General features: G+C 43.7%; 17 protein-coding genes. 15 read left to right on the top strand and 2 right to left on the bottom strand.

Annotated elements, in window-relative coordinates:
* The first annotated feature begins 165 nt into the window (after positions 1 to 165).
* The 9 genes from ACYFDN_RS10755 (at position 166) to ACYFDN_RS10715 (ending at position 10,051) form a co-directional block, all read left to right on the top strand.
* Positions 166 to 1,512: a phenylacetate--CoA ligase family protein gene (locus ACYFDN_RS10755; RefSeq protein ID WP_483511078.1), complete on the top strand. Its 1,347-nt coding sequence runs from the start codon at positions 166 to 168 to the stop codon at positions 1,510 to 1,512.
* The gene (locus ACYFDN_RS10750) at positions 1,502 to 2,629 is read left to right on the top strand and encodes a glycosyltransferase (RefSeq protein WP_483511077.1); all 1,128 of its coding nucleotides are present in this window, start codon (positions 1,502 to 1,504) and stop codon (positions 2,627 to 2,629) included. The genes ACYFDN_RS10755 and ACYFDN_RS10750 overlap by 11 nt, the downstream gene beginning before the upstream one ends.
* A gap of 97 nt (positions 2,630 to 2,726) precedes the next feature.
* On the top strand, positions 2,727 to 3,359 hold the full coding sequence (locus ACYFDN_RS10745; protein ID WP_016403861.1) for a polysaccharide deacetylase family protein: 633 nt from the start codon (positions 2,727 to 2,729) through the stop codon (positions 3,357 to 3,359).
* A gap of 5 nt (positions 3,360 to 3,364) precedes the next feature.
* Entirely contained in the window at positions 3,365 to 4,546 is a 1,182-nt protein-coding gene (locus tag ACYFDN_RS10740; protein WP_483511075.1) for a glycosyltransferase family 4 protein, read from the top strand.
* Positions 4,546 to 5,070 (top strand): serine O-acetyltransferase, encoded by a 525-nt coding sequence (locus ACYFDN_RS10735; RefSeq protein ID WP_040307672.1) that lies wholly within the window; start codon positions 4,546 to 4,548, stop codon positions 5,068 to 5,070. Before ACYFDN_RS10740 ends, ACYFDN_RS10735 begins: the two co-directional genes overlap by 1 nt.
* Positions 5,071 to 6,243 (top strand): glycosyltransferase family 2 protein, encoded by a 1,173-nt coding sequence (locus ACYFDN_RS10730; RefSeq protein ID WP_483511074.1) that lies wholly within the window; start codon positions 5,071 to 5,073, stop codon positions 6,241 to 6,243.
* Positions 6,240 to 7,430: a hypothetical protein gene (locus tag ACYFDN_RS10725; protein ID WP_483511072.1), complete on the top strand. Its 1,191-nt coding sequence runs from the start codon at positions 6,240 to 6,242 to the stop codon at positions 7,428 to 7,430. The genes ACYFDN_RS10730 and ACYFDN_RS10725 overlap by 4 nt, the downstream gene beginning before the upstream one ends.
* A complete protein-coding gene (locus ACYFDN_RS10720) occupies positions 7,420 to 8,427 on the top strand; it encodes a polysaccharide deacetylase family protein (RefSeq protein WP_483511071.1) in 1,008 nt (335 codons plus the stop codon). Before ACYFDN_RS10725 ends, ACYFDN_RS10720 begins: the two co-directional genes overlap by 11 nt.
* A gap of 79 nt (positions 8,428 to 8,506) precedes the next feature.
* Positions 8,507 to 10,051 (top strand): hypothetical protein, encoded by a 1,545-nt coding sequence (locus ACYFDN_RS10715; protein ID WP_483511070.1) that lies wholly within the window; start codon positions 8,507 to 8,509, stop codon positions 10,049 to 10,051.
* On the opposite strand, the gene xrt is transcribed toward ACYFDN_RS10715, so the two are convergent.
* Positions 10,028 to 11,464, bottom strand: a complete 1,437-nt coding sequence (xrt, locus tag ACYFDN_RS10710) for an exosortase (RefSeq protein WP_483511068.1) — start codon at positions 11,462 to 11,464, stop codon at positions 10,028 to 10,030. The two genes, ACYFDN_RS10715 and xrt, sit on opposite strands and share 24 nt — an antisense overlap.
* Before the next feature lie 3 nt (positions 11,465 to 11,467).
* Positions 11,468 to 12,871: a TIGR03013 family XrtA/PEP-CTERM system glycosyltransferase gene (locus ACYFDN_RS10705; protein ID WP_016404019.1), complete on the bottom strand. Its 1,404-nt coding sequence runs from the start codon at positions 12,869 to 12,871 to the stop codon at positions 11,468 to 11,470.
* Positions 12,872 to 13,154: 283 nt separating this feature from the next.
* Between ACYFDN_RS10705 and ACYFDN_RS10700 the strand changes: the two genes are divergently transcribed.
* Genes ACYFDN_RS10700 through prsK form a run of 6 tightly spaced genes read left to right on the top strand, consistent with a single transcriptional unit; the run spans position 13,155 to position 20,868 of the window.
* Complete coding sequence (locus ACYFDN_RS10700; protein WP_194164229.1) at positions 13,155 to 13,796, top strand: XrtA/PEP-CTERM system exopolysaccharide export protein; 642 nt, start codon at positions 13,155 to 13,157, stop codon at positions 13,794 to 13,796.
* Positions 13,797 to 13,813: 17 nt separating this feature from the next.
* Positions 13,814 to 15,370, top strand: coding sequence for an XrtA system polysaccharide chain length determinant (locus ACYFDN_RS10695; protein WP_016404017.1), 1,557 nt, complete (start codon positions 13,814 to 13,816; stop codon positions 15,368 to 15,370).
* A complete protein-coding gene (locus ACYFDN_RS10690) occupies positions 15,367 to 16,260 on the top strand; it encodes an XrtA-associated tyrosine autokinase (RefSeq protein WP_406610363.1) in 894 nt (297 codons plus the stop codon). Before ACYFDN_RS10695 ends, ACYFDN_RS10690 begins: the two co-directional genes overlap by 4 nt.
* Complete coding sequence (locus ACYFDN_RS10685) at positions 16,214 to 17,701, top strand: TIGR03016 family PEP-CTERM system-associated outer membrane protein (protein WP_483511067.1); 1,488 nt, start codon at positions 16,214 to 16,216, stop codon at positions 17,699 to 17,701. Before ACYFDN_RS10690 ends, ACYFDN_RS10685 begins: the two co-directional genes overlap by 47 nt.
* 2 nt (positions 17,702 to 17,703) lie before the next feature.
* Positions 17,704 to 18,774: an XrtA/PEP-CTERM system-associated ATPase gene (locus ACYFDN_RS10680; protein ID WP_406610365.1), complete on the top strand. Its 1,071-nt coding sequence runs from the start codon at positions 17,704 to 17,706 to the stop codon at positions 18,772 to 18,774.
* Positions 18,775 to 18,828: 54 nt separating this feature from the next.
* Positions 18,829 to 20,868 carry an XrtA/PEP-CTERM system histidine kinase PrsK gene (gene prsK, locus ACYFDN_RS10675; protein WP_483511065.1) on the top strand — a complete coding sequence of 680 codons (2,040 nt, stop codon included), beginning with the start codon at positions 18,829 to 18,831 and terminating at the stop codon, positions 20,866 to 20,868.
* The last annotated feature ends 36 nt before the right edge of the window (positions 20,869 to 20,904 follow it).

The raw sequence follows: 20,904 nt of genomic DNA, 5'->3' as shown, positions 1-20,904 counted from the left end.
CCAGTAGTAGATGTTTGTTGTTTACTTAAATGTTAGGGTAAGTAGCAAAGGTGTTTCATTGAACGTAGTTAATAACAGCGCTTGAGAAAAGCGAGTAAGCAACTTGCCTGTTCAATACTTTGAGCCTTGTACACATTAGTTATCATACGGATATGGAAGTCAACGATGGCCATTTACCCATCTTTTTTACGAAGCTGCTTAATGCCCGCCTACGAGGCGATTAAAGGCAAAGACTTGTTAAAGCATTTAGGTGCTTATGAGCAACGCCTTTCATGGACTAAAGAGCAGTTGTTAGCTCATCAATGGCAAGAGCTACAAAAACTGCTGCAGCATGCTTACCACAATACTCAGTATTATCCTCGGGTTTGGGCTGAAGCAGGCATTAAAGATCCGCGTGATATTAGCAACATGCGTGACTTTGAGGCTTTGCCGATAGTCACCAAAAACGATATTAAGCAGCACTATGCTGAGTTTGTTTCGAGCAAACATCCAAACAATATCCGTAAGTCCACCGGTGGCTCTACCGGACAGCCTTTTCACTTTGAGCTGGACCTCAACAGCAATACTCGCCGAGAAGCTGTTATGTGGCGAGGTTATGGCTGGCTAGGCGCAGGACTAGGTCAGAAAACCTTGTACCTATGGGGGGCCGATTTAGGCCAGCCTTCGCGCTTTAAAACCATTAAAAATGCGCTTTACCACGGCTTTTATAATCGAAAAATGCTCAATTCTTTTGCTATGACTCAAGATAACAAACAAGAGTATGTTGATGATATTAATGCCTATAAGCCAACAGCTATGGTGTCTTACGTAAACCCGCTTTATGAGCTGGCTCGTTATATTAACGACCAAGGAATAAAAGTGTGGCGCCCCAGCACTATTTTAACAGGGGCTGAACCTTTACATGACTTTCAACGAGAAGAGATAGAGAAAGCTTTTAAAACGCCGGTGTACAACACTTTTGGTTGTCGAGAATTTATGTTGATGGCGGCAGATTGCCAAGAACAACGTAATTTGCACATGAACATCGACCACTTGGTGATAGAAACAATCGATGACCAAGGGCAGGTGGTAACAGAGACCAGTGGTGACCTCTTGGTTACCGATCTCTATAACTATGGAATGCCCTTGATTCGTTATGTAAATGGCGATCGCGCAACGATTAACCATCAGGCCTGCAGCTGCGGAAACCCTTTGCCAATTATGTCTAGCATTGACGGGCGTAAGCTAGACATTATAAAAACGCCGTCGGGTGGCAGTATTCCTGGCGAGTTGTTCCCACATTTATTTAAAGAGTTTGTCGGCATTTCGCGCTTTCAAGTTGTTCAACAGCAACTTGAACAAGTCACTCTAAAAATTGTAGCTAATGAGCAATTTAGTGAAGCAGATAAAACCGCCATTAGTGATGAAATAAACAAATATAGCAATGGTGAACTGATGCTTAATTTTGAGTTAGTGGATGATATTCCGTTAACAGCCAGCGGTAAACACAGGGTAACTATTTGTGAAGTCTAAGCCAGCAATGGTGATTATCACCAATTTATACCCTCTCCCTTGGGAACCTAATCGCGCTAAGTTTAATCATCAGCAATTTGAATTGTTAAAGTCTGAGTATCAGTTAAGCATGTTAGTTCCGGTGGCCTTTCCTGAATGGTTTAAACATCGTAAGCAGATTAAACAGTCAGAAAAGTTACGTTACGCTCCGTATTTTTACACGCCAAAAGTGGGGCGTCGTTTTTATAGCGTGATGATGTTTTTGTCTTTATTATTGCATTCTGGGTTGTGGTTAAAACGTAAGCAAGTCAAAATCTTAATGGCAAGCTGGGCTTTCCCTGAAGCGGTTGCAACCAGTTGGTTAGCTAGAATGTTTAAAGCCCGCTTTTTCTTTAAGGTGCATGGCAGTGATATTAACCAATTAGCAAAAGATCCTGCACGTGCAAAGCAAATGAAAGAAGCCAGTCAAAGCGCATTGGGTATCTTGTCGGTATCGAAAGCTTTAGCTAAAGAAATGCAGCGACTAGGAATAGAGCAATCCAAGGTTTCTGTTATCTACAATGGCGTCAATCATCAAAAATTTGGTAGTGAAAGTGACAAACCAATAGCGCAAGACTACATCTTATATGTAGGGAATTTAAAGCCAGACAAAGGCGTTGTAGAGCTCTATGAGGGCTTTGCTAAGATTGCCGCTAAACAGCCTGCATTAAACCTGGTTTATGCTGGTACTGGTGCCAAACGAGCGACCATTGAGCAACAAGCGCAAGCTGATGGATTAACAGATCGAGTGACATTTTTGGGCTCTGTTGCGCACGCCGATCTACCAGCTTGGATAGGCAATGCTGAACTTCTCGCCTTGCCTAGCTACGCAGAGGGGGTGCCTAATGTTGTATTGGAAGCGATGGCGGCTGGCACACCGATATTGGCTACTGAGGTTGGGGGCATTCCCGAGGTGATGGATACTAGCTGTTGCGGCGTGCTTATTCCGCCGAAGAGTTCGTCGGCGGTGGCAGAGGGGCTAGAGCTGATGCTGGATAAACAGTGGGATAAACAGGCGATTAAGCAGCATGCTAGTCAGTTTTCTTGGTCGCTTAATCAACAACAATTTTTAGCAATGTTGAAAAATGGTGAAGTTTAAAAGATAAGTTAATAATTTGCTGGGGCTAAGCAGGTATTTTGTTACACTAACAAGCTTGATTAAGCTCTTAGTATTGGCACAAATGGATTTGTAGTTAATGTTGAATAAGATCAAATATCTTATACGTAGTAAAGTTCTGCCTGATAGTTGGTTTCTGATTAAAAGAAGTCCGCGCGAGGCTGCGCTTTATTTAACCTTTGATGATGGACCTTATCCAGAGTACACCACCGCTTTATTGGCGCTGCTTGCTAAGCATCAAGCCAAAGCAACTTTCTTTGTATTAGGGGCGCGAGCAGAAAAGTTTCCTGAGCTCACACGCCAAATTGCAGAGCAAGGTCATAGCCTTGCTAACCATTCTTACAATCATCCTCGCTTTGATCATATCAGTGCCGCTGAGCGCAAGTTGCAGATAGAACAGACCAACAACGCTATTCAAAACCTTACTCAGCAACCGTGTCGCTTATTCCGCTCCCCGCAAGGACGTTGGAGCAGTTCTTTACTGGTTTATTTGATTCGGCGTGGGATTACTGCAGTGCATTGGAGTCGCGACTCCTTAGATTACAAAAAAGAGCCTAGTGCAACACTAATAAAACGCTTTAACGAGCAACCAGTAAGCGCAGGCGATATTATTTTATTTCATGATGACAACAACCTTTGCATTGACGCTCTAGCGGAATTGATTCCCAAGTGGCAAGCGCAAGGTTTTGAACTTAAAGCATTGGAGAGCTGAGTTAAATGAACATTTTGTTCCACCACCGAACACGTGGCCGAGGAGCCGAAGGTGTACATATTCGTGGTGTGGTTAAAGGTCTACGTGAACTAGGCCACAAGGTAAGCATTTTATCTCTGCCTGGTGCTGATCCGGAAGAAGAGCTGGCGGCGCCGAAACAGCAGCAAGCGGCTAAACCGCCTGCTAAAAAGAGCTTATTTTCTCGCCTAGCTGAGTTAACCAAACATACCCCGGAATTTGTGTTTGAACTGTTTGAGCTGGCTTTTAATGTGTTGGCTTGGTGGCGCTTACGTAAAGCGGTTAAAGAGCAGCAAATAGAGTTTGTTTATGAGCGCTATTCATTGTTTATGTTTGCCAGTGTGTGGTGGGCAAAGCGCCATAACATCCCGATTGTGTTGGAAATTAATGACTCCTGTTTAGTGCATCGTGTTCGTGAACTATTTTTTCAACGTTTTGCTCGCTCAATTGAGAAGTGGATTTTTAGTAACGTTACTGGTTTAGTGTTTATTTCTAGTCGCTTTCAACAAGTTGCTCAAGATGCTTACCCAAATATTGCTCCCTCAGTGATTTCGCCAAATGCTGCAGATTTAGATCAGTTTATTATCGATGATGCTGCTGCTTTAGCCTTACGCCAAAAGCTAGAGGTAGAAGATAAAGTTGTCGTTGGCTACGTTGGTGCTTTTGTACATTGGCACGGTATCGACTGGTTTGTTGATTTGATCGCTGAGCGCCTAAAAGATTATCCCAACATTGTTTTATTGTTGGTAGGCGATGGCGTTTGTTATCAAAGTATTAAACAACGAATTGCTGATGCAGGGGCAGAGAAGCAAATTATTATGCCCGGCAGAGTCGCCCATGACCAAGTGCCGACCTATTTATCTGCCATGGACTTTGGCATTTTGCCGGATTCAAATGACTATGGCTCACCGATGAAACTGTTTGAGTTTATGGCTATGGGCAAAGGTATGGTTGCTCCTGACTTTACGCCTATTGCTGAAGTTGTAGCCGACGGCGAAACTAGTTGGTTGTTTAAAGCAAACGACCGCGATTCTTGCGTAGAAAAGGTGCTCAGCCTTTCTTCTCAATTGGAACAACAGCAGCAAGTTGGTCTGCAAGCTAGGGCTTATATCGAGCGAGAAAGACAGTGGCGTCATAATGCTGAACAACTATTAACCTTGGTGAAGTGATGGAAAATATCAAAGCTGATTTTCGTCGTAAGCAAGAAATCTTCAGATTAGATGGTGCGTCTGTAAGCATGCTGAGGATAGTGATGGCAGATGGTTCTAGCGCCAATATTATCTATCGCTGGATGCGTTGGTGCGCCAATCATAACTTGGGCTTGCTTGCCTATTTCTTCCAATGGCTGAATAAGTTTATGAATGGTTGCGTAATTGGCTCTGGTGCGGAATTTGGCCCAGGTTTTGTGATTATGCACCCAGTAGGCATTGTGATTAATTCTAAGGTAAAGGGCGGTAGTAACATTACTTTAGAAAGTGGTGTGGTGATTGGTGATGAAAAGGGCAAATCACCGCGTTTAGGCTCTGAGCTATTTGTCGGTGCTGGCGCCAAAATCATTGGTGACTTAGATGTTGCCGACCAGGTAAAAGTTGGCGCCAATGCTGTGTTAACTAAATCTGCAGAAGAAGGCGCAACCATGTTAGGTATACCCGCTAAAGCATATCGCCGAAAGTCAGCCGAGATGGAGCAGTAAATGGAATTGTTATTTTGGTTGGCAGTGGGTTTAATTGGCTACAGTTATGCTGCTTATCCAGTTGTACTGCTAATGATTAGCGGTATTAAACAAGCGGTTCGTGATACCCGCTATCTCTGGCGTCGCCGAGAACGCCGTTCACTAGAAGCTAAAGAGTGGCCGTCTGTTTCAATTATTATTGCCGCTTATAATGAAGAGAGTTGCTTGCAGCAACGGGTAGACAATTTACTGCAACTTAGTTATCCCAAAGATAAACTTACCATTCACATTGGCTCTGATGGCAGCACGGATAAATCTGCAGAAATTTTGCAGGCCGTGGAGGCGAGCAATTTTAAAGCCCATATCTTTGAGCAAAATCGCGGCAAAATAAATGTACTTAATGACTTGGTGGAATTGGCCGAAGACCCGATTTTAGTAATGTCTGATGCCAACACCCATTTTGAAGTGGACGCTATCGAAAACCTAGTTAGGCACTTTGATAGTGACGACATCGGGGCGGTTTGTGGGGAGCTGCATTTAGTTGATTCGGAGTCAGCAGATAACAAAGACGGTATCTACTGGCGTTACGAGCAAATGCTTAAGTTTCATGAGTCGCGTTTAGGTGCTCTGCTTGGAGCTAATGGCGCTATTTATGCGATTGCTAAACCTTTATATCAGGCGCTACCTGCTAATACGATTGTTGACGATTTCATGATTGTGATGAATGTGTCTAAGGCGGGAAAAAAAGTTTTGTATGAACCAAACGCGGTAGCGTTTGAAGAAGTAGCGCCTTCGCTACAGGATGAAGAAAAACGTCGAATACGTATTGGTACCGGTAATTATCAAGCTTTTACTCGTTGTTTATGGGCACTAAATCCACTGCAAGGTGCACGCTTTTTTGCTTACCTAAGCCATAAAGTGTTGCGCTGGTTTACCCCGCATTTAATGTTGATTGCCTTGCTGTGTAACCTAATGTTGGTGACTAAGCCTTTGTATGCCAGCTTGTTGGCCGTTCAATTGGCCGGCTACTTGGTGGCAGCTTGGGGGAACAGTCGCAGTAAGCGGGGTAAAAGCGTGCCTGGCAGCATTGCGTTTCTAACTTTTTTTGTATCTATGAATATGGCTTTATTAAAAGGCTTCTACTCATTCTTGTTTAAAAATGTGCAAGGCACATGGCAAAGGACATCACGGTGATAATCTTTTTAGCTTTAATTGTATTGCTGCTAGTTGGCGCAGCAGCGGTAACCTTAATTATTCGAAAGAAGCAGATGCACCTATGGTTACCTCATTACCTAAAACAGAAGTTTAGAGCCAAGGCAAAATTTGAAGGACCAACCCACGTTTTGTTTTGTTTTGTCGACCACTACGAGCCGCAGTGGGGCAAAAATATTAGCCTCGAGCAAGAGCGCGCTCGTGTGGACCGCTGGTTTAATGAATACCCGGTAGTTGCAGGTAAACACCAAGATGCGGATGGTTGTCACCCTAAACATTCGTTCTTCTATCCAGAAGAAGAGTATCGCTATGAGCACTTAGCCAAGGTAGCCGATATATGTGCGCGTGGTTTTGGTGAAATTGAAATTCATCTGCACCATGACGACGATACCAGCGATAATTTGCGCAAAACCTTGGAAGGCTTTACCGAGTTATTACATGAAAAGCATGGTGCCTTTGTACGAAGTGAGGAGACCGGCAAACTACAATACGCGTTTATTCACGGCAACTGGACCTTAGATAACTCGCACCCAGATGGAAAATTGTGTGGTGTGAATGATGAACTTATTGTGCTTAAAGAGACCGGCTGTTTTGTTGATTATACCTTCCCGTCTGCTCCGAGTGTTACCCAACCCGCAACGGTGAACGCGATTTATTATGCCAAAGACGATCCTCATGCGCCTAAGTCGCATGACACTGGCAAAATGGTCAAAGTAGGTGGTCAAATGTGGGGTGATTTAATGCTAATTAATGGCCCGCTAGACCTTAACTGGAAAGCGCGTAAAAAAGGCATTTTCCCGCAAATCGAGAACTCCGATATTCGCACCAGCATGATGCCTACCAAAGATCGTGTTGATTTGTGGGTTAAGGCAAATATTCATGTCGAAGGTCGACCGGAGTGGCGCTTCATTAAGATCCATACCCATGGTACCCAAGAAGCAGACATGCCCACTTTGCTAGGTAAACCTTTCGATGACATGTGTAGTTACTTGGAAAGCAAGTATAACGATGGTGAAAACTACGTATTGCACTATGTGTCGGCGCGTGAAATGTACAACATGGCTAAAGCTGCCGAAGCTGGTGAGTCGGGTAACCCAAATCAGTATCGAGACTATCTAGTTAAAGCGCCAAATTATAAAACTTTAGATGAGCATACGGATGCTGAATAAAGCCAAGATACGGCAATTTTTTTTCGGTAAGCGTAGCGTATCTCAAAAGCGCTGGCAGCAACGCGTGCCCGGCATTTATGTATTTAATTATCATAGAATTGGCGACGCACGCTTTAGTGAGTTTGACCCTAACGTTTTTAGCTGTACCGCAGAGCAATTTGAACAACATTTGCTGTTTTATAAACAAGAGTTTGAAGTATTAGATGAAGCCGCGTTAATCGCTTTACTTGACTCGGGTGAAGCCATCACCAAACCCTATGCGTTAATCACATTTGATGATGGCTATATCGATAGCTACCAGCATGCCTTTCCTTTGTTAACAAAACATCAGCTTAGCGCAGTGTTTTTTGTGGTGACTGAATACACCAATGGTGGCATTTTTGCCTGGTGGGACGAGGTAGCTTGGCTAGTTAAGCATTGTCAGTCTAATACATTAAAACTAAAACACTGGTCCCACGCTGTAGACTTAAGTGGCAAAAACCAAACTCAAAATATCCGCAAACTGCTTTATGCCTTCAAGGAAGACCATAGTTTCTCCATGGAAGAGAAGTTAGATATGTTAAAAGCAGAGTGTAAAGCGCCTCCAATGCCCAGCTCACATAGCTTGTTTGCGAACTGGCAGCAGCTAAAGGAAATGGCAGAGGGTGGAATGACTATTGGCTCACATACTCGCAGCCATCCGATTTTAGCGCATTTATCACTAGAGCAGCAGCGCGAAGAGTTAACTCAATCGCGAGATTTCATCGAAAGCAAACTGGGTACTGCGGTTTCCATGCTTGCCTATCCTGTAGGGCGAACTGACAGTTTTACTGAGCAAACCCAAGCGCTTGCACAAGAGTGTGGTTACCGTTTGGCATTCTCCTTTATGAATGGCATTAATACTCAACTAGGTGCGCAGAGTGCTTACCAGTTAAAGCGGATCTCAGTAGACGGCAATAAAGAAGTTGATTCGCTGAAAGTACAAGTTATGGAGTTAAATACCAAGCATCGAGCTTAACTAGGCTTGCTCAACCCGTACATTTGCACTTAACTGAATAAGCAATTGTAAACGCCTTTTCACATAGAGGATATGGAATATGCAAGGATTTGCTATTAATGCTTCAGGCATAGTCTGGCGGCCGTTAGTTGTTTGTTTACTGATTTTGGTGGCTGCTGTTAGCAATGTGGCAAAAGCAAGTGTTGAGCTAAATGTTAAAACTCTCCCCAGCACGAATAAGTTCCATTACATCGTTATTCCATTTCCTAATTTTACCGTCTCAGAACAACAGGGCTTTACTCTGAAGCAGCAGGGGGTAAGCCTTAAGTTTACCGCTCATGCCCATTTACTTTGGCCAAAACTTAAAAGCACTGCATTCTATCGAGGTGTATTGTTTAAAGTTGAAGGTTTGGAACAAGGCAGTGTAGAGCTCAGTTGGGGAGAAGGTTTGGCGAAGCCGGACCAAGCCCTAAGCTTTGAAGAAGCTCAGCTAGCAGAGCTGCACTACCCAGAAACTTGGCTCAATAAGGCGCTGTATTCCCCGCTAATTTACAACGCTAATAATATTGATTGGGGTTGGTTAGACAATGCCTATTGGCGTTACGCGGCTTACAGTGCCGATGAAGCTATTATTGAGCAGGTGAGTAAACCTAAAGATCCCGCCAAGAAAACCACATTACCCACTAACAGTGCAGCGCCCTGGTTGTATGACCGACCATTCACCTTCTATCAGCTGTATTTTAAGACCGCAGACCCACGTTGGAAGAAAACAGCTCACCAGCAAGCACAGTTTTTTATGAGTCAGCTCGATGACAATGGTGATTTTGCACTAAAAGGCTCGGCCGATCTCAAATACATGTTAAGTGGTGGTCTGCTAATTGACTACCTTTTCTATCCACATCGATCGACCAAGCTGGCTATTGAAAAAATGACTCAAAAAGGACTGGCTTGGCCAGCCCGCTATTCAACTCAATTAGGCTTTTGGACAGAACGTCATCTGTCAGTTGCTTTAAGTTTGGCGTTAAACCAATGGGAGTTACATAGCGATGAGCAGTCCTCTAAGCGGGTAGAACAGCTACTTGAAGGTATCCGCGAGGACTTATGGGTGAGCGCTCCGGGGCAAGGTGGTTGTATAAAGCACAGTTTGAAAGCCCATTCTAATAAAAACAGTAAAGACATGGTCTGTTCTCCGTGGATGTCGGCATTGGTGGTAGAACAGCTGTGGCGTTACTTTTGGATGACTGATGATCAAAGAGCAGCGGATTTGATTATCGACTTTTCTGACATGCTGCTACATCACGGTTTATATACAGTAGAGTACAAAGGTAAAACTTTGTACATACCGGATTACTTGGTGTTTTTTAAGCAGTCTATTTTTCAAGATAGAAACTCATGGACCGAGCGACAACATGCTTGCGATGTAGCCGGTATGGTTTACAAAGGGGTGTATCTAAAACGACAGCGTCAACAAGATGAGTTCTTGCTAGAGCTGCTTGCTCAAGAATTGCTGAACACTTGTGAGGGCACAATGGATAAGAAAGGGAAAAAAGCCATGAGTAATCCCAACTGGTCGCTAAAACCTCTTAGAAAGTTTAACTGGTGGTTTGCCAGCAATGGCTCGTTAACCTGGTTGTTGAAACAATAATTGGGTGTCTTGGTATTTAAGTAATTGCATCGAGAGCGCCTGTTTGGCTTCACGACAGTCGTTGTCGACACACAAGGCAGAAGCGGCCACAATTGCGCTTTGGCGTTGCCCTGAGAGTATCTCGCTAAAACGTTGAGCTCGCAGAGCAGAACGATTTGATACCATGCCTTTAGCGCCTGCATAGCTATAAGCTAACACGCCAGGGCGGTTGGCTGCAGAGCGGAAGTAAACGAAGTTAATTGCTTGTTCTGTCTCTGAGCTATCAATTCGCAGATTCTCAGGTACTACTTCATTTAAGTAAAATGAGGCTTTGTTGTCTAAGCCTAAGCCACTAAACAAAAACACCCAATGATTGAGCTCTACTTGATTAACACTAAGGCTTTGTTGCTCAACAGATTGGTACTGAGCTACCTGAAGGGCCGGGTGGTAACTGGTTGTTGCTCTAGTATCTTCGGTGTTTAATTTATTGGCATCCCATACTGGCCAATCAATTAGGCTTGGTGAAAAAATCAATAGCGCCAAAGTTACAAAGGCTAAACCGCGAACTGAAGGGCCTTCTATTTGCTCTACTTTAGTTTGAGCTACTAACTCGCTGGACAGCTTCCCACCAACGTAAAAAGCTAATAACAAGTATGGGATATATAAATACCAGCCAAGGTTATTATGGTCATAAATTATTTCGCTTTGCATCTGCGTTTCATGGCCAATCAAAATGATTGTGATGATCCGAACCCAGTTAACGATTAACGCGCCAAACATGCAAATAGCAAAAAAGATTAAAGCATTTTTAACACTGCGAATATTGAAATAGATATATAACAAACACAGAAACAAAGAGGTAATAAAGTAGCGTAAGCCACTACAGCCGTTAGCTATTTCGAATTGCCCAGAAGGAATTGACACTACATTTCCTTCAAAGAAACTAGGAACATGGGTATAGGCCATAACCATCTCTACAACGGCGGTAGATAAGCTCTGTAAAGGTGGCGATAAAATGCCCCAAATCGGAGTGGCAAACAGGAGTACTAAGGCATAAACGTAAAGGCTTTTGTGGTGTTTGAAGATACTCAATAAGCTAAATAGCAAAACAAAGGGTAACAGCGCTCTAACGGGCAAGCTAATTTGGCTTAAGTAAAGCAGCAACTCTATGGCTAGACTGGCAATTAACAATACCAACCACAAGCTAGCACCTTGACGAAACTGCAGTTGTTGACGGCAATCGTAAAGCACATACAGAGCAACAATTGGGATCAAGAATGCATGCGAGTAGGTGCCATCATCAAAGCTATAGCGCCAAATATCTAATACTACCGGCCAAAAGAGCAAGGCAATTAAGGCGGTAGTACCAAGAACAACAGCGGCTTGAAGTAAGCCGCTGTTGTTTAGTTTGTTGCTTGACTCTGTTGCTACCAAAGATTAACGCCCTTTTCCGAACAAAATAATCTCTGCGGTACGCACTAATATCAAAAGGTCGAGCAGGAAGCTTCGGTGCTTGATGTAGTAAAGGTCAAACTTTAGCTTCTCAAGTGCATCCGCTTCAGTGCTTCCATAAGGGTACTTAAGCTGAGCCCAGCCAGTTAAACCTGGTTTAACGTTGTGGCGCTGGTTGTAATAAGGAATTGATAATACCAACTCTTTCACAAAGGCAGGGCGCTCAGGACGAGGCCCAACAAAACCCATATCGCCCACCAATACGTTATAAATTTGCGGCAGCTCATCGACGCGGTATTTACGAATAAAGTTACCCACTTTGGTTACCCGAGGGTCTTCTTTTTGCGCCCATTTAGCCCCATCTTTTTCAGCATCAGTGCGCATACTACGGAACTTGTAAATGTTAAATGGTTGACCGTTTAAACCAATGCGTTCTTGCGAGTAGAGCACGGGGGCTCGAATGCCTTCCTCTAACTTAATCATGATGACGGTAATTAACATCAATGGCCAAGTGAGGAACAAAACAATTAGGCCTAAGAAGGTGTTACATACCCAATCTAAAGAGCTACGTAGATAGTTGGTAGAGTGGAAACCATTGCTGTAAATAACCCATGAAGGATAAATAAGGTTTACTGCAATTTGCCCTGATTCGCGCTCGATGAAGTCGATAATATCGGTGATTTCAACGCCACGCAGTTTACATAAAAATAAACTATCTACCGGCAAGTTGGCGCGCCGCTCATCGGCTGCAATCACTATTTCTTCTACGCCGTTGGCCAGTACAAACGACTCTAAGGGCTGGTCAAGCTCGAGAATAGTTTCGCGTTGAATACCGTCATCAGAATCACCAGGCATACGAATAAAGCCGGCCATTTCAAAGCTTACACGGTCAGATTTACGGCGCATGCGTTTTTCAATAATACTGGCGCGTTCACCGGCTCCTAGTACCAAAATTCGTTTGCGGCCCATATGCTCATATTGCATTTTAAGCGCAAAGTAACGAATAGTGGTTAAGCCCATCATGACTGCGGCGTAAAGCAGCTCGCGGAAATTACCAGGAAGAACATCTAAAGGCGTAAGTACATAAATAACCGAAGATATGAAATAACCTAAGGCAATACTTACTAATAAACGGCGAATAACTCCCCGAAAGGTTTCACGAATCTTTTGGTTATATAAGCCAACTGACAATATTGACAGTTGTATTGGGAAGGTAAATGCCAAACAGTGTAATAACAGTATTCCTTCACCATAGGCGGGGATGCCTTCAAAGCCGCTAAAGCGGAGAAGTTCAACACCAATGACAAAAACCCCGATGAGCACCAAAAATTCGGCAAGAATGATCGCTCTACTACCGGGATCTAGATTATGAAATTTCGAACCAGCCACGCTTCTTCCTTGAAACAAGATATTAAATATAGTTTTAAGACTAATCAGTATACCGAGATTTAAACGCAGAGCCACAAAAAATCGGTGTTACTTGTGCCCAGCTAGTTAAACCTAAGTTTGTTACCTGCACTTTACATTTCCAACAGCCAGTAGATAAATGTCGATATATTAAAACTATTTAGCTCAAGAGATTTACAACATGCGCGCTCGCACACTATCATGGAAAAAAGGACCACCTCAATCAATGTTATTTTGATGGACTCTCAGCGAAATGGACAGTGCTATGAAAAAACTCAACCAAGTAGTAATTAAATTGCTCTCGTTTATGGCGATAGGGCTTTTCCTAACCGCTTGCTCGAACAACCTACCTACTTTACCTGGCGCGTCGGTTCATCCGTCGCTTACTGCTAACCCAGCTGATTACAAATATTTGATCGGCCCAGGTGATGAACTCAACATCTTTGTATGGCGTAACCCTGAAATATCGGGCACCTTCATTGTGCGTCCAGACGGCATGGTGTCTACCTCACTAGTTGAAGACTTAGAGGTATCGGGTAAAACACCAACTGAATTAGCCCGCCTGATTGAATCAGAATTAGCGGAGTTTATTCGTGACCCGATTGTAACTGTTACTGTTGAAGGCTTTATTGGACCATTTAGCGAGCAGGTTAGAGTAATTGGTGAAGCTTTCGAGCCTCAAGCAATTAACTATCGCGAAGATATGACGCTGCTGGATGTGATGATTCAGGTAGGTGGCCTAACTGAATACGCTGATGGCGATAACGCCCGCTTAGTTCGGGTGGTTAGCGGTGAGCAGCGTTCATATAAAGTACTTGTTGGTAAATTGATTCAAGACGGTGAGATTGAAGCCAATGTAGACGTTCTTCCTGGTGATATTATTATTATCCCAGAAGCATGGTTTTAGTCGGAGTAGTCGTATAAATGCAAGATTTAATTGAGGACTTTCTGCAATACCTGCGAGGGGTATGGTTAAAGCGCCGTTATATTTTAATCGCACTGTGGATTATTTGCCCTATTGGCTGGATAGCTGTGACATTGATGCCAAATCAATACACTGCCGAGGCTCGGGTTTACGCAGATACTCGCTCATTATTGCAGCCTCTACTTAAAGGTTTAGCCATCCAGACTGACCCTAGTCAAGAGTTAGCGATGATGGTTAAAACTTTGCTAAGTCGTAGCAATCTGGAAAAAATTGCTCGGGCTAGTGATGCTGACGTTAGGGTGAATAACAGCACTGAATATGACGCTTTGCTAGATAGCCTAAAAGAAACCATCGAGATAGACAAAACTCGTCGAGAAAACCTCTATACCATTAGTTTTGAAGCCGACTCACCACAGTACGTTCGTGATGTAGTGCAAGCGGCATTGGACGTATTTGTAGAGAATACTCTCGGTGAAAAGCGCCAAGATACTGATACCGCCAACTCATTTATTAATCAACAGATTGAAGAGTATGAGACGCGCCTGATTGAAGCGGAAAAACGCCTAGCTTCTTTCAAGCAGGAATACACAGCCTTTTTGCCTGGTAAAGAATCTACTTACTACAGTAATCTCGAGAACGTTAAAAAGCAGTTAGAAGAGACTCGCTTACAACTTAGTGAAGCCGAAACCAAGTTGGTCTCAGCCAGAGCGCAATTGGCTAGTGAAGAGGTATTGGCCTCCCAACAAACCGCACGTGTTCGCACTGAGTTCGATGATCGTATTTTGGCAATGCAAACGCGCTTAGACGACTTGTTGTTGCGCTATACCGAGCGCCATCCTGATGTGGTGGAAGTGCAGCGTCAATTAGCTTCTTTGCAAAAGCAAAAGGAAAATGCCTTAACTACTGCAAAAACGCCAGCAGCTCTCGCTTCGGAGTCGGTGATATATCAAGATCTCAAGATTACCGTTAGTCAGATAGAAAACGATGTGGCTTCGCTTAAAGTTCGCGAGCAGAGACACAAAGAGAAAGTCGATAACTTAGAGGAGCAGCTACGCCAGGTGCCTGACGTAGAAGCAAAGCTTACTGGGCTTAACCGTAACTATGAGATTACCAAGTCTAAGTACGAAGACTTGTTATCGCGCAGAGAGAGCGCGCTTATTTCACAAAGTGCCGGCAAAACTACTGACGACATTAAGTTTAGGGTTATTGATGCTCCAAGGGTTCCCATTGAACCTTCTGGCCCAAAACGTCCTCTTCTTATTGCCGGAGTACTGATTTTTGCCCTAGCTGTTGGGGTTGGTTTGTCGTTGGCCTTTAGCCAAGTGAACCCAGTGGTTTCAAGTATCCAGCAATTATACCAGCAAACTGGTTATCCTGTTCTAGGAGTGGTATCTGCCACAGAAAGCTCTGGTTTGTTGAAAGTAGAAAAACGTAAGATGCGAGTGTTTGTATTGTCTAACGCGGTTTTACTATGTGGCTTTGTTGGCTTTATGGTGATCAACCTATTGCCAAACTTACACAGTAAAATTATTACCGGTTTAGGTGGATTGCTATGAGTACCATAGAAAAAGCAATGGGCAAGCTTGCTAAACAAGCCCAAGCCAAGCAAGAGGGTAGTGAACAGCCTGAAGCTGCTGAGTCAAACCAAGCCGCGGCTAGTAGTGAGCCCTCGACAGAAAAGCGTGAAAAGCCGGTATTGCAAATAGACTCCGCAGTGTTAAAACGTTTAGGCATGCTGTCAGATATTCGCTCTCGCGAAACCAGAATGCTCAGTGATGAGTACCGAAGCATTAAGCGTAAGCTGATTAAAAATGCATTTGAGCCAGGTTTAATACCGAAAAATAAAAGTAACTTGATCATGGTTACTAGTGCTAACCCTGGGGAAGGTAAAACATTCACTTCAATTAATTTAGCGCTGAGCTTAGCCTTGGAAAAGGATAAAACAGTACTGTTAATTGATTCTGACGTGTTAAAGCCAACTGTGAGTAAAACCTTGGGTATTGGTCAACACATGGGCTTGATGGAGTATCTACTAGGTGAAACAGACGACATTGCTGATGTTATCTATCACACCAATATACCTAATTTAAGAATTATGCCGGCGGGCATGCCACATCACTTGAGCAATGAGTTGTTGGCCAGTGATAAAATGCGCTCTCTTACTGAAGAGCTAAATAGCCGTTATTCCGACCGCGTCGTATTGTTCGACAGCCCACCGGTACTTGGGGTAAACGAAACGGTGGTATTGTCTAACTTCATTGGGCAAGCGGTGGTGGTAGTTGAACAAGATGGAACCAAGCTCGCTGCGATTAGATCTGCTGTATCGCAATTTAGCGATGAGCTGGCGATCGGATATGTATTGAATAAAGCAGTACACGGCAAAACAGGGACTTACGGATATGGCTACGGATATGGCTATGGTTATGAGGAAGAACGCAGCGCCTAGAGCAGTTGTTGCGCTTGCTATTGCTGTTGGGATATCAAGCTCGGTTAATGCCGCAGAGGTAGAGTTTCGCCCAGAAATCGGTGCGGAGCTAGTTTATACCGATAATGCAGGTCTTACTGAGGAAGCGCCAGAGTCTGGTGAAATTGGTGTGTTATCAGCGGGCATTGTCACTGAAGTTATTGGTAAAGACGGTGAACTCTCCCTCGATTATCGGGCAAGGCAAACCTATCACTCTTACGATTCCGAAAAAAATAAGCTTTATCACGAGCTAGATTTTACTGGTGATAAAAAATTGGGAAAATCTGGCTTTAGTGTCGATGCTGTTGCATCTGTTGATATTCTGCCTGCTGAAGTAAGTAGCAATGCTATTACCGATGTGATTTCTGGAGACTTGATTCAAGGCAGTGAGTTAGGCCTTGGTTTAAACTATCAATCAAACCCCCGTAAATGGGTAGATCTAAACGCTCGAGTTGCCAGTAGCTTGTATCGTTATGAAGACGACCGTGGCAATAACAACGACTATGATGCATCACTGCTGTTTAAAAATGGCCAAAAAGTAAATTCAGTATTTTGGTTAATTGATTCTAGCTACATTCGCCGTGAAGCGCGGGGGAACTCTTCAGAAACTGAAAATATTAAATATAAAGGTGAATTGGGTTTGCAGCAACGTTCTGGCTTCAGCCCCTTTATTCGCTACTATGCTGAGAGTTACTTGCAAGGTGTTAGCTCATCGGAAAAGGTGGGAGAGTCAGAAAGCTGGGGACCAGCAGTTCGTTACTTTCGCTCTCGTTTAAGTTACTTCGAACTGAGCTATAACTTTTCTCTAGATAAAGATAAAAACGAAGATTATGTGGGCGCTGCGGTTAATCTCGAGCCGAATCGCCGCACCAAATTGTTCTTTGAATATAGTAAGCGTTTTTATGGTGATGCCTATGAATTTACCTTCTTCCACCAAAAGCGCCGTATTAGTACCGACATTAGCTACATTGAAGAGCCCACAAGCTTCGATCGCCGTTTCTTTGTTGAAGGTGACAGTGTAGAAGAGCAAAAGCTTGATAAAACCTTTAGATGGAATACAGGCTTAGACCTTCGCCGCTCAGGGCTCGATTTTGAGTTACGCCATCAAACCCGTGAAGGTTTGCGTGATGTAACGGATTTTGTCAAGGACACAACTTATGGTGGCGGAATTAGCTTAGACCATAAGTTAAGTCGTAAGCTGGTCATTGCCTTTGCATTTGATTACGACCACTACACATTTGACCGCCTCAATGGCATCGACCAAGTGGATAAGTACAGTCGCTATGATCTGTCACTAAATCAAGACCTCATCGAAGGGTTCTTCCTCACTTATCGCTACCAATTTACTCATCGTAGCTCCAATATAGTGGGCAGAACCTATGACGAAAACCGAGTATCGATTAACGCGACTAAGCAGTTTTAAGTATGTATGAATCATTTTTTGGCTTAAGTGATAAACCATTTAAGCTTAGCCCCGACCCTAAGTTTTTTTTTGCTAGCCCTCACCACGATCGCGCGGTGTCTTATCTGCGTTATGGCTTATCTCAAGGTGAAGGTTTTATTGTTGTAACGGGGCCAATTGGTACCGGAAAAACCACTATCGCCAGAAGCTTATTAGCCTCTGTGGACGACTCAATTGTGGCTGCTCAAATTGCGACAACTAAACTTAACCCCGACGAACTAGTTCGCTTAGTTGCAGCCCAATTTAGTATTGATGTCGAAGGCTTGAATAAGGCCGATATTCTAAAGCGATTTGAACAATATTTGCTTACTTTAAATAAGCAAGGCAAACGCGCATTATTAGTGGTTGATGAAGCTCAGAATTTGCCAGCAGAAACCGTTGAAGAACTGCGAATGTTGTCTAACTTTCAACTCAACGATAAACCTCTTTTTCAAAGTTTCTTACTTGGGCAGGAAGAGCTAAAACCGATTATCGAACTGCCAGAAATGGAGCAGTTTAGGCAACGGATTATAGCCTCTTGTCACCTAAAACCTTTGGACGCAGAGCAAACCCAAGGTTATATATTGCACCGCCTCAAGCAGGTGGGTTGGAATGAAAACCCTAAGTTAGATGATGATATTTTCCAGCAAATTGCTGACTTTACTAAAGGTATTCCACGAAAGATTAATATCTTTGCTGACCGACTGTTTTTATATGCGTTTTTGGAAGACTTACACGCGATTAGCCAAGCAGACGTAGCTGCAGTTATTGAAGAGATGGGCGGTGAGCTTTCTGGTTCTTTACAAGGTACGCCAGAGCAGCAAGGTGTCTCGGATATTGATGCGGTGTTGGGGCGTCAATATGAAGACGGTACCGGTGTTAATGCCAGTATTGGTAATGCTGCTATTAGTGATAGTCAGTTAAAAGCAAAACTACTAGATGTGTCTAGCTATCTAGAAGAAGTCGTGTTGCGAAAAATTAAAATCATTCGCTATCTAGATAAAATGATTGAGAAGAAGCGCAAAGAAATCGTCGAGTTAAGCGAAAATAGCTAAGTATTTCTCATTACCCGCTGTCACAAAGCCTAGCTTGGAAATGGAAGGTCACGTTTGAGTATTATTGTTGGTTTATTAGGCTACAGCATTGCAGCGGTGGTGTACCTGCTATTCAGTTTACTGTTGCTCACCACTAAACAAAGCGGCTTCCAGCGCCAAGCATTGAGCTTGGTGGTGTTTTTCACGCTGCTTTGGGCTAGCGCTGGGGTTGCTCAGATGTGGATAGCCCTTCCCCTTGGCTATTTGTTTGGTATCGAGAGCCTTCGTAATGCACTGTGGTTCTTATTGCTTTATGCCACCATAGCTCCACGTTTCGAGCTTAGTAATTTTGTTCGCGGCCCTTGGCGTAAAAAAGGTTTGCTACTTGGCCTGATATTTATCGCATGTCTACAGTTAAGCACTGCTTTGGCTGGCCTGCAGTTAAATCAGTTTTGGTTGGTAACGCAGTTATCACAAACCGTTATTGGTCTGTGGTTAATAGAGCAGTTATATCGACGCATTGATGTTAGTGCTCGCCCTACCATTAAACCTATGTGCCTTGGTTTGGGCGGCATGTTTGCTTTCGACTTTGCGCTGTATGCCAACGCCTTAATTACTTCAGGGATCTCTTTTGATTTTTGGAGCCTACGTGGATTTGTGGCCATTTTAGCTGCGCCGCTGGTGTTATTAAGTGCGCGCAGGATCAAGCGTTGGTCGACCAAAATCTATGTATCACGTGATGTCATTTACCACAGTACTCTGTTATTGGTGGCCGGCGGTTATTTACTGGTAATGGCTTTAGTCGGTTATTACATCAGGTATGCTGGTGGTGACTGGGGTAGCATGGCGCAAAATGGCTTCTTTGCCTTAAGCGCGTTAATTCTAGTCAGCTTGTTTTTATCTGAACGCTTACGTAAGCGTTTAAAAGTACAAATCACCAAACACTTTTTCGCCAATAAATATGAATACCGTGAAGAGTGGATGAAGTTTGCAGCGGTGCTTGAAGAAGATGGCGTTTCGCCCTATAGCATTGCACTTAAGGCAATTAACCAGCCTTTCGATTGTCAGTATGCTGGCTTGGCTATCGTAGAAAACGGCCGGTATGTGGTTAAAGCCACTTATAACATTCGAGATGATGACTCTCAGGCTCAGTTATGTTTAGACCACTTGGCTGGGCAAGCCATTGAGCACCAATGGATTGTCGATATTGAAGAGCTGAAAGAAGATACCAGTGTGGTGCCTTTTCAAGTCTCGACTAACCAGTTACAGCAAATTACAAAGTTTTGTTATGTCATTCCGATGAGCACCAGTGCTGGCTTTAAAGGGGTGATTTTGCTGTCTGCGCCCTCTGCTATCCATAGTGTAAATTGGGAAGACCGAGATTTGATGCGCGCGATTAGTCGCCAACTGGCGGTATTTCTTAACTTGCACCGTTCTAACTTGGCGTTGGCCGAAAGCCAACAGTTTGATACCTTTAATCGCATGTCTGCTTATCTGGTGCATGATCTTAAAAATGTTTTGGCACAATTGCAGCTGATGTCGAAAAATGCGGTTAAGCATAAACATAACCCTGAATTTATTGATGACGCGTTTGAAACGGTAGACTCTGCAGCCAATCGTTTGGCTAAAGTTGTAGCACACCTTAGCAAGAAACAACGAGTTGATACGGTAGTTGCTCCTTTTCAGCTAAAAGCGGCACTTGAGCAGGTTGCCCAATCGCGTTCCATTAGTAAGCCTATTCCGCAGTTAGCGTTCACCTTAAGTGAGAACTTTGAACTGGTGGGTGACCAAGAGCGCTTTGTAAATGTGGTTTCGCATCTAGTGCAAAATGCGCAAGATGCTACGGCAGAAGACGGCTTGATCAGTATACGCGCTGGCAAGCAAGCCAATGAGTGTTTAATAGAAATACAAGACAACGGCGAAGGAATGAGCGTAGAATTTATTGATACACGCTTATTTAAGCCGTTTGATACTACCAAGGGCAATGCTGGCATGGGTGTAGGCGCCTATGACGCGAAGCGATTTGTCGAAGAACTTGGTGGGCATATACAAGTTACGAGTAATGTTGGCGAGGGTAGCTTATTTAAGTTGTACTTGCCCATTCACAAAATTTAGCTGGCCTAATGCGCCAGCAAAGCTGATGGAAGAAAT

It is taken from the genome of Agarivorans sp. D1326, from assembly GCF_056958115.1.
The sequence above is the reverse complement of the archived record's forward strand: the minus strand, read 5'-3'. Positions and strand labels throughout refer to the sequence as shown.

Bases quoted from the DNA above. Each gene is read 5' to 3' on its own strand.
- ACYFDN_RS10685 (WP_483511067.1), top strand. From the start codon at position 16,214: ATGGCTACGGATATGGCTATGGTTATGAGGAAGAACGCAGCGCCTAGA.
- ACYFDN_RS10715 (WP_483511070.1), top strand. From the start codon at position 8,507: ATGCAAGGATTTGCTATTAATGCTTCAGGCATAGTCTGGCGGCCGTTA.
- ACYFDN_RS10730 (WP_483511074.1), top strand. From the start codon at position 5,071: ATGGAATTGTTATTTTGGTTGGCAGTGGGTTTAATTGGCTACAGTTAT.
- ACYFDN_RS10695 (WP_016404017.1), top strand. From the start codon at position 13,814: ATGCAAGATTTAATTGAGGACTTTCTGCAATACCTGCGAGGGGTATGG.
- ACYFDN_RS10735 (WP_040307672.1), top strand. From the start codon at position 4,546: ATGGAAAATATCAAAGCTGATTTTCGTCGTAAGCAAGAAATCTTCAGA.
- ACYFDN_RS10680 (WP_406610365.1), top strand. From the start codon at position 17,704: ATGTATGAATCATTTTTTGGCTTAAGTGATAAACCATTTAAGCTTAGC.
- ACYFDN_RS10740 (WP_483511075.1), top strand. From the start codon at position 3,365: ATGAACATTTTGTTCCACCACCGAACACGTGGCCGAGGAGCCGAAGGT.
- ACYFDN_RS10720 (WP_483511071.1), top strand. From the start codon at position 7,420: ATGCTGAATAAAGCCAAGATACGGCAATTTTTTTTCGGTAAGCGTAGC.
- ACYFDN_RS10745 (WP_016403861.1), top strand. From the start codon at position 2,727: ATGTTGAATAAGATCAAATATCTTATACGTAGTAAAGTTCTGCCTGAT.
- ACYFDN_RS10690 (WP_406610363.1), top strand. From the start codon at position 15,367: ATGAGTACCATAGAAAAAGCAATGGGCAAGCTTGCTAAACAAGCCCAA.
- ACYFDN_RS10755 (WP_483511078.1), top strand. From the start codon at position 166: ATGGCCATTTACCCATCTTTTTTACGAAGCTGCTTAATGCCCGCCTAC.
- ACYFDN_RS10700 (WP_194164229.1), top strand. From the start codon at position 13,155: ATGAAAAAACTCAACCAAGTAGTAATTAAATTGCTCTCGTTTATGGCG.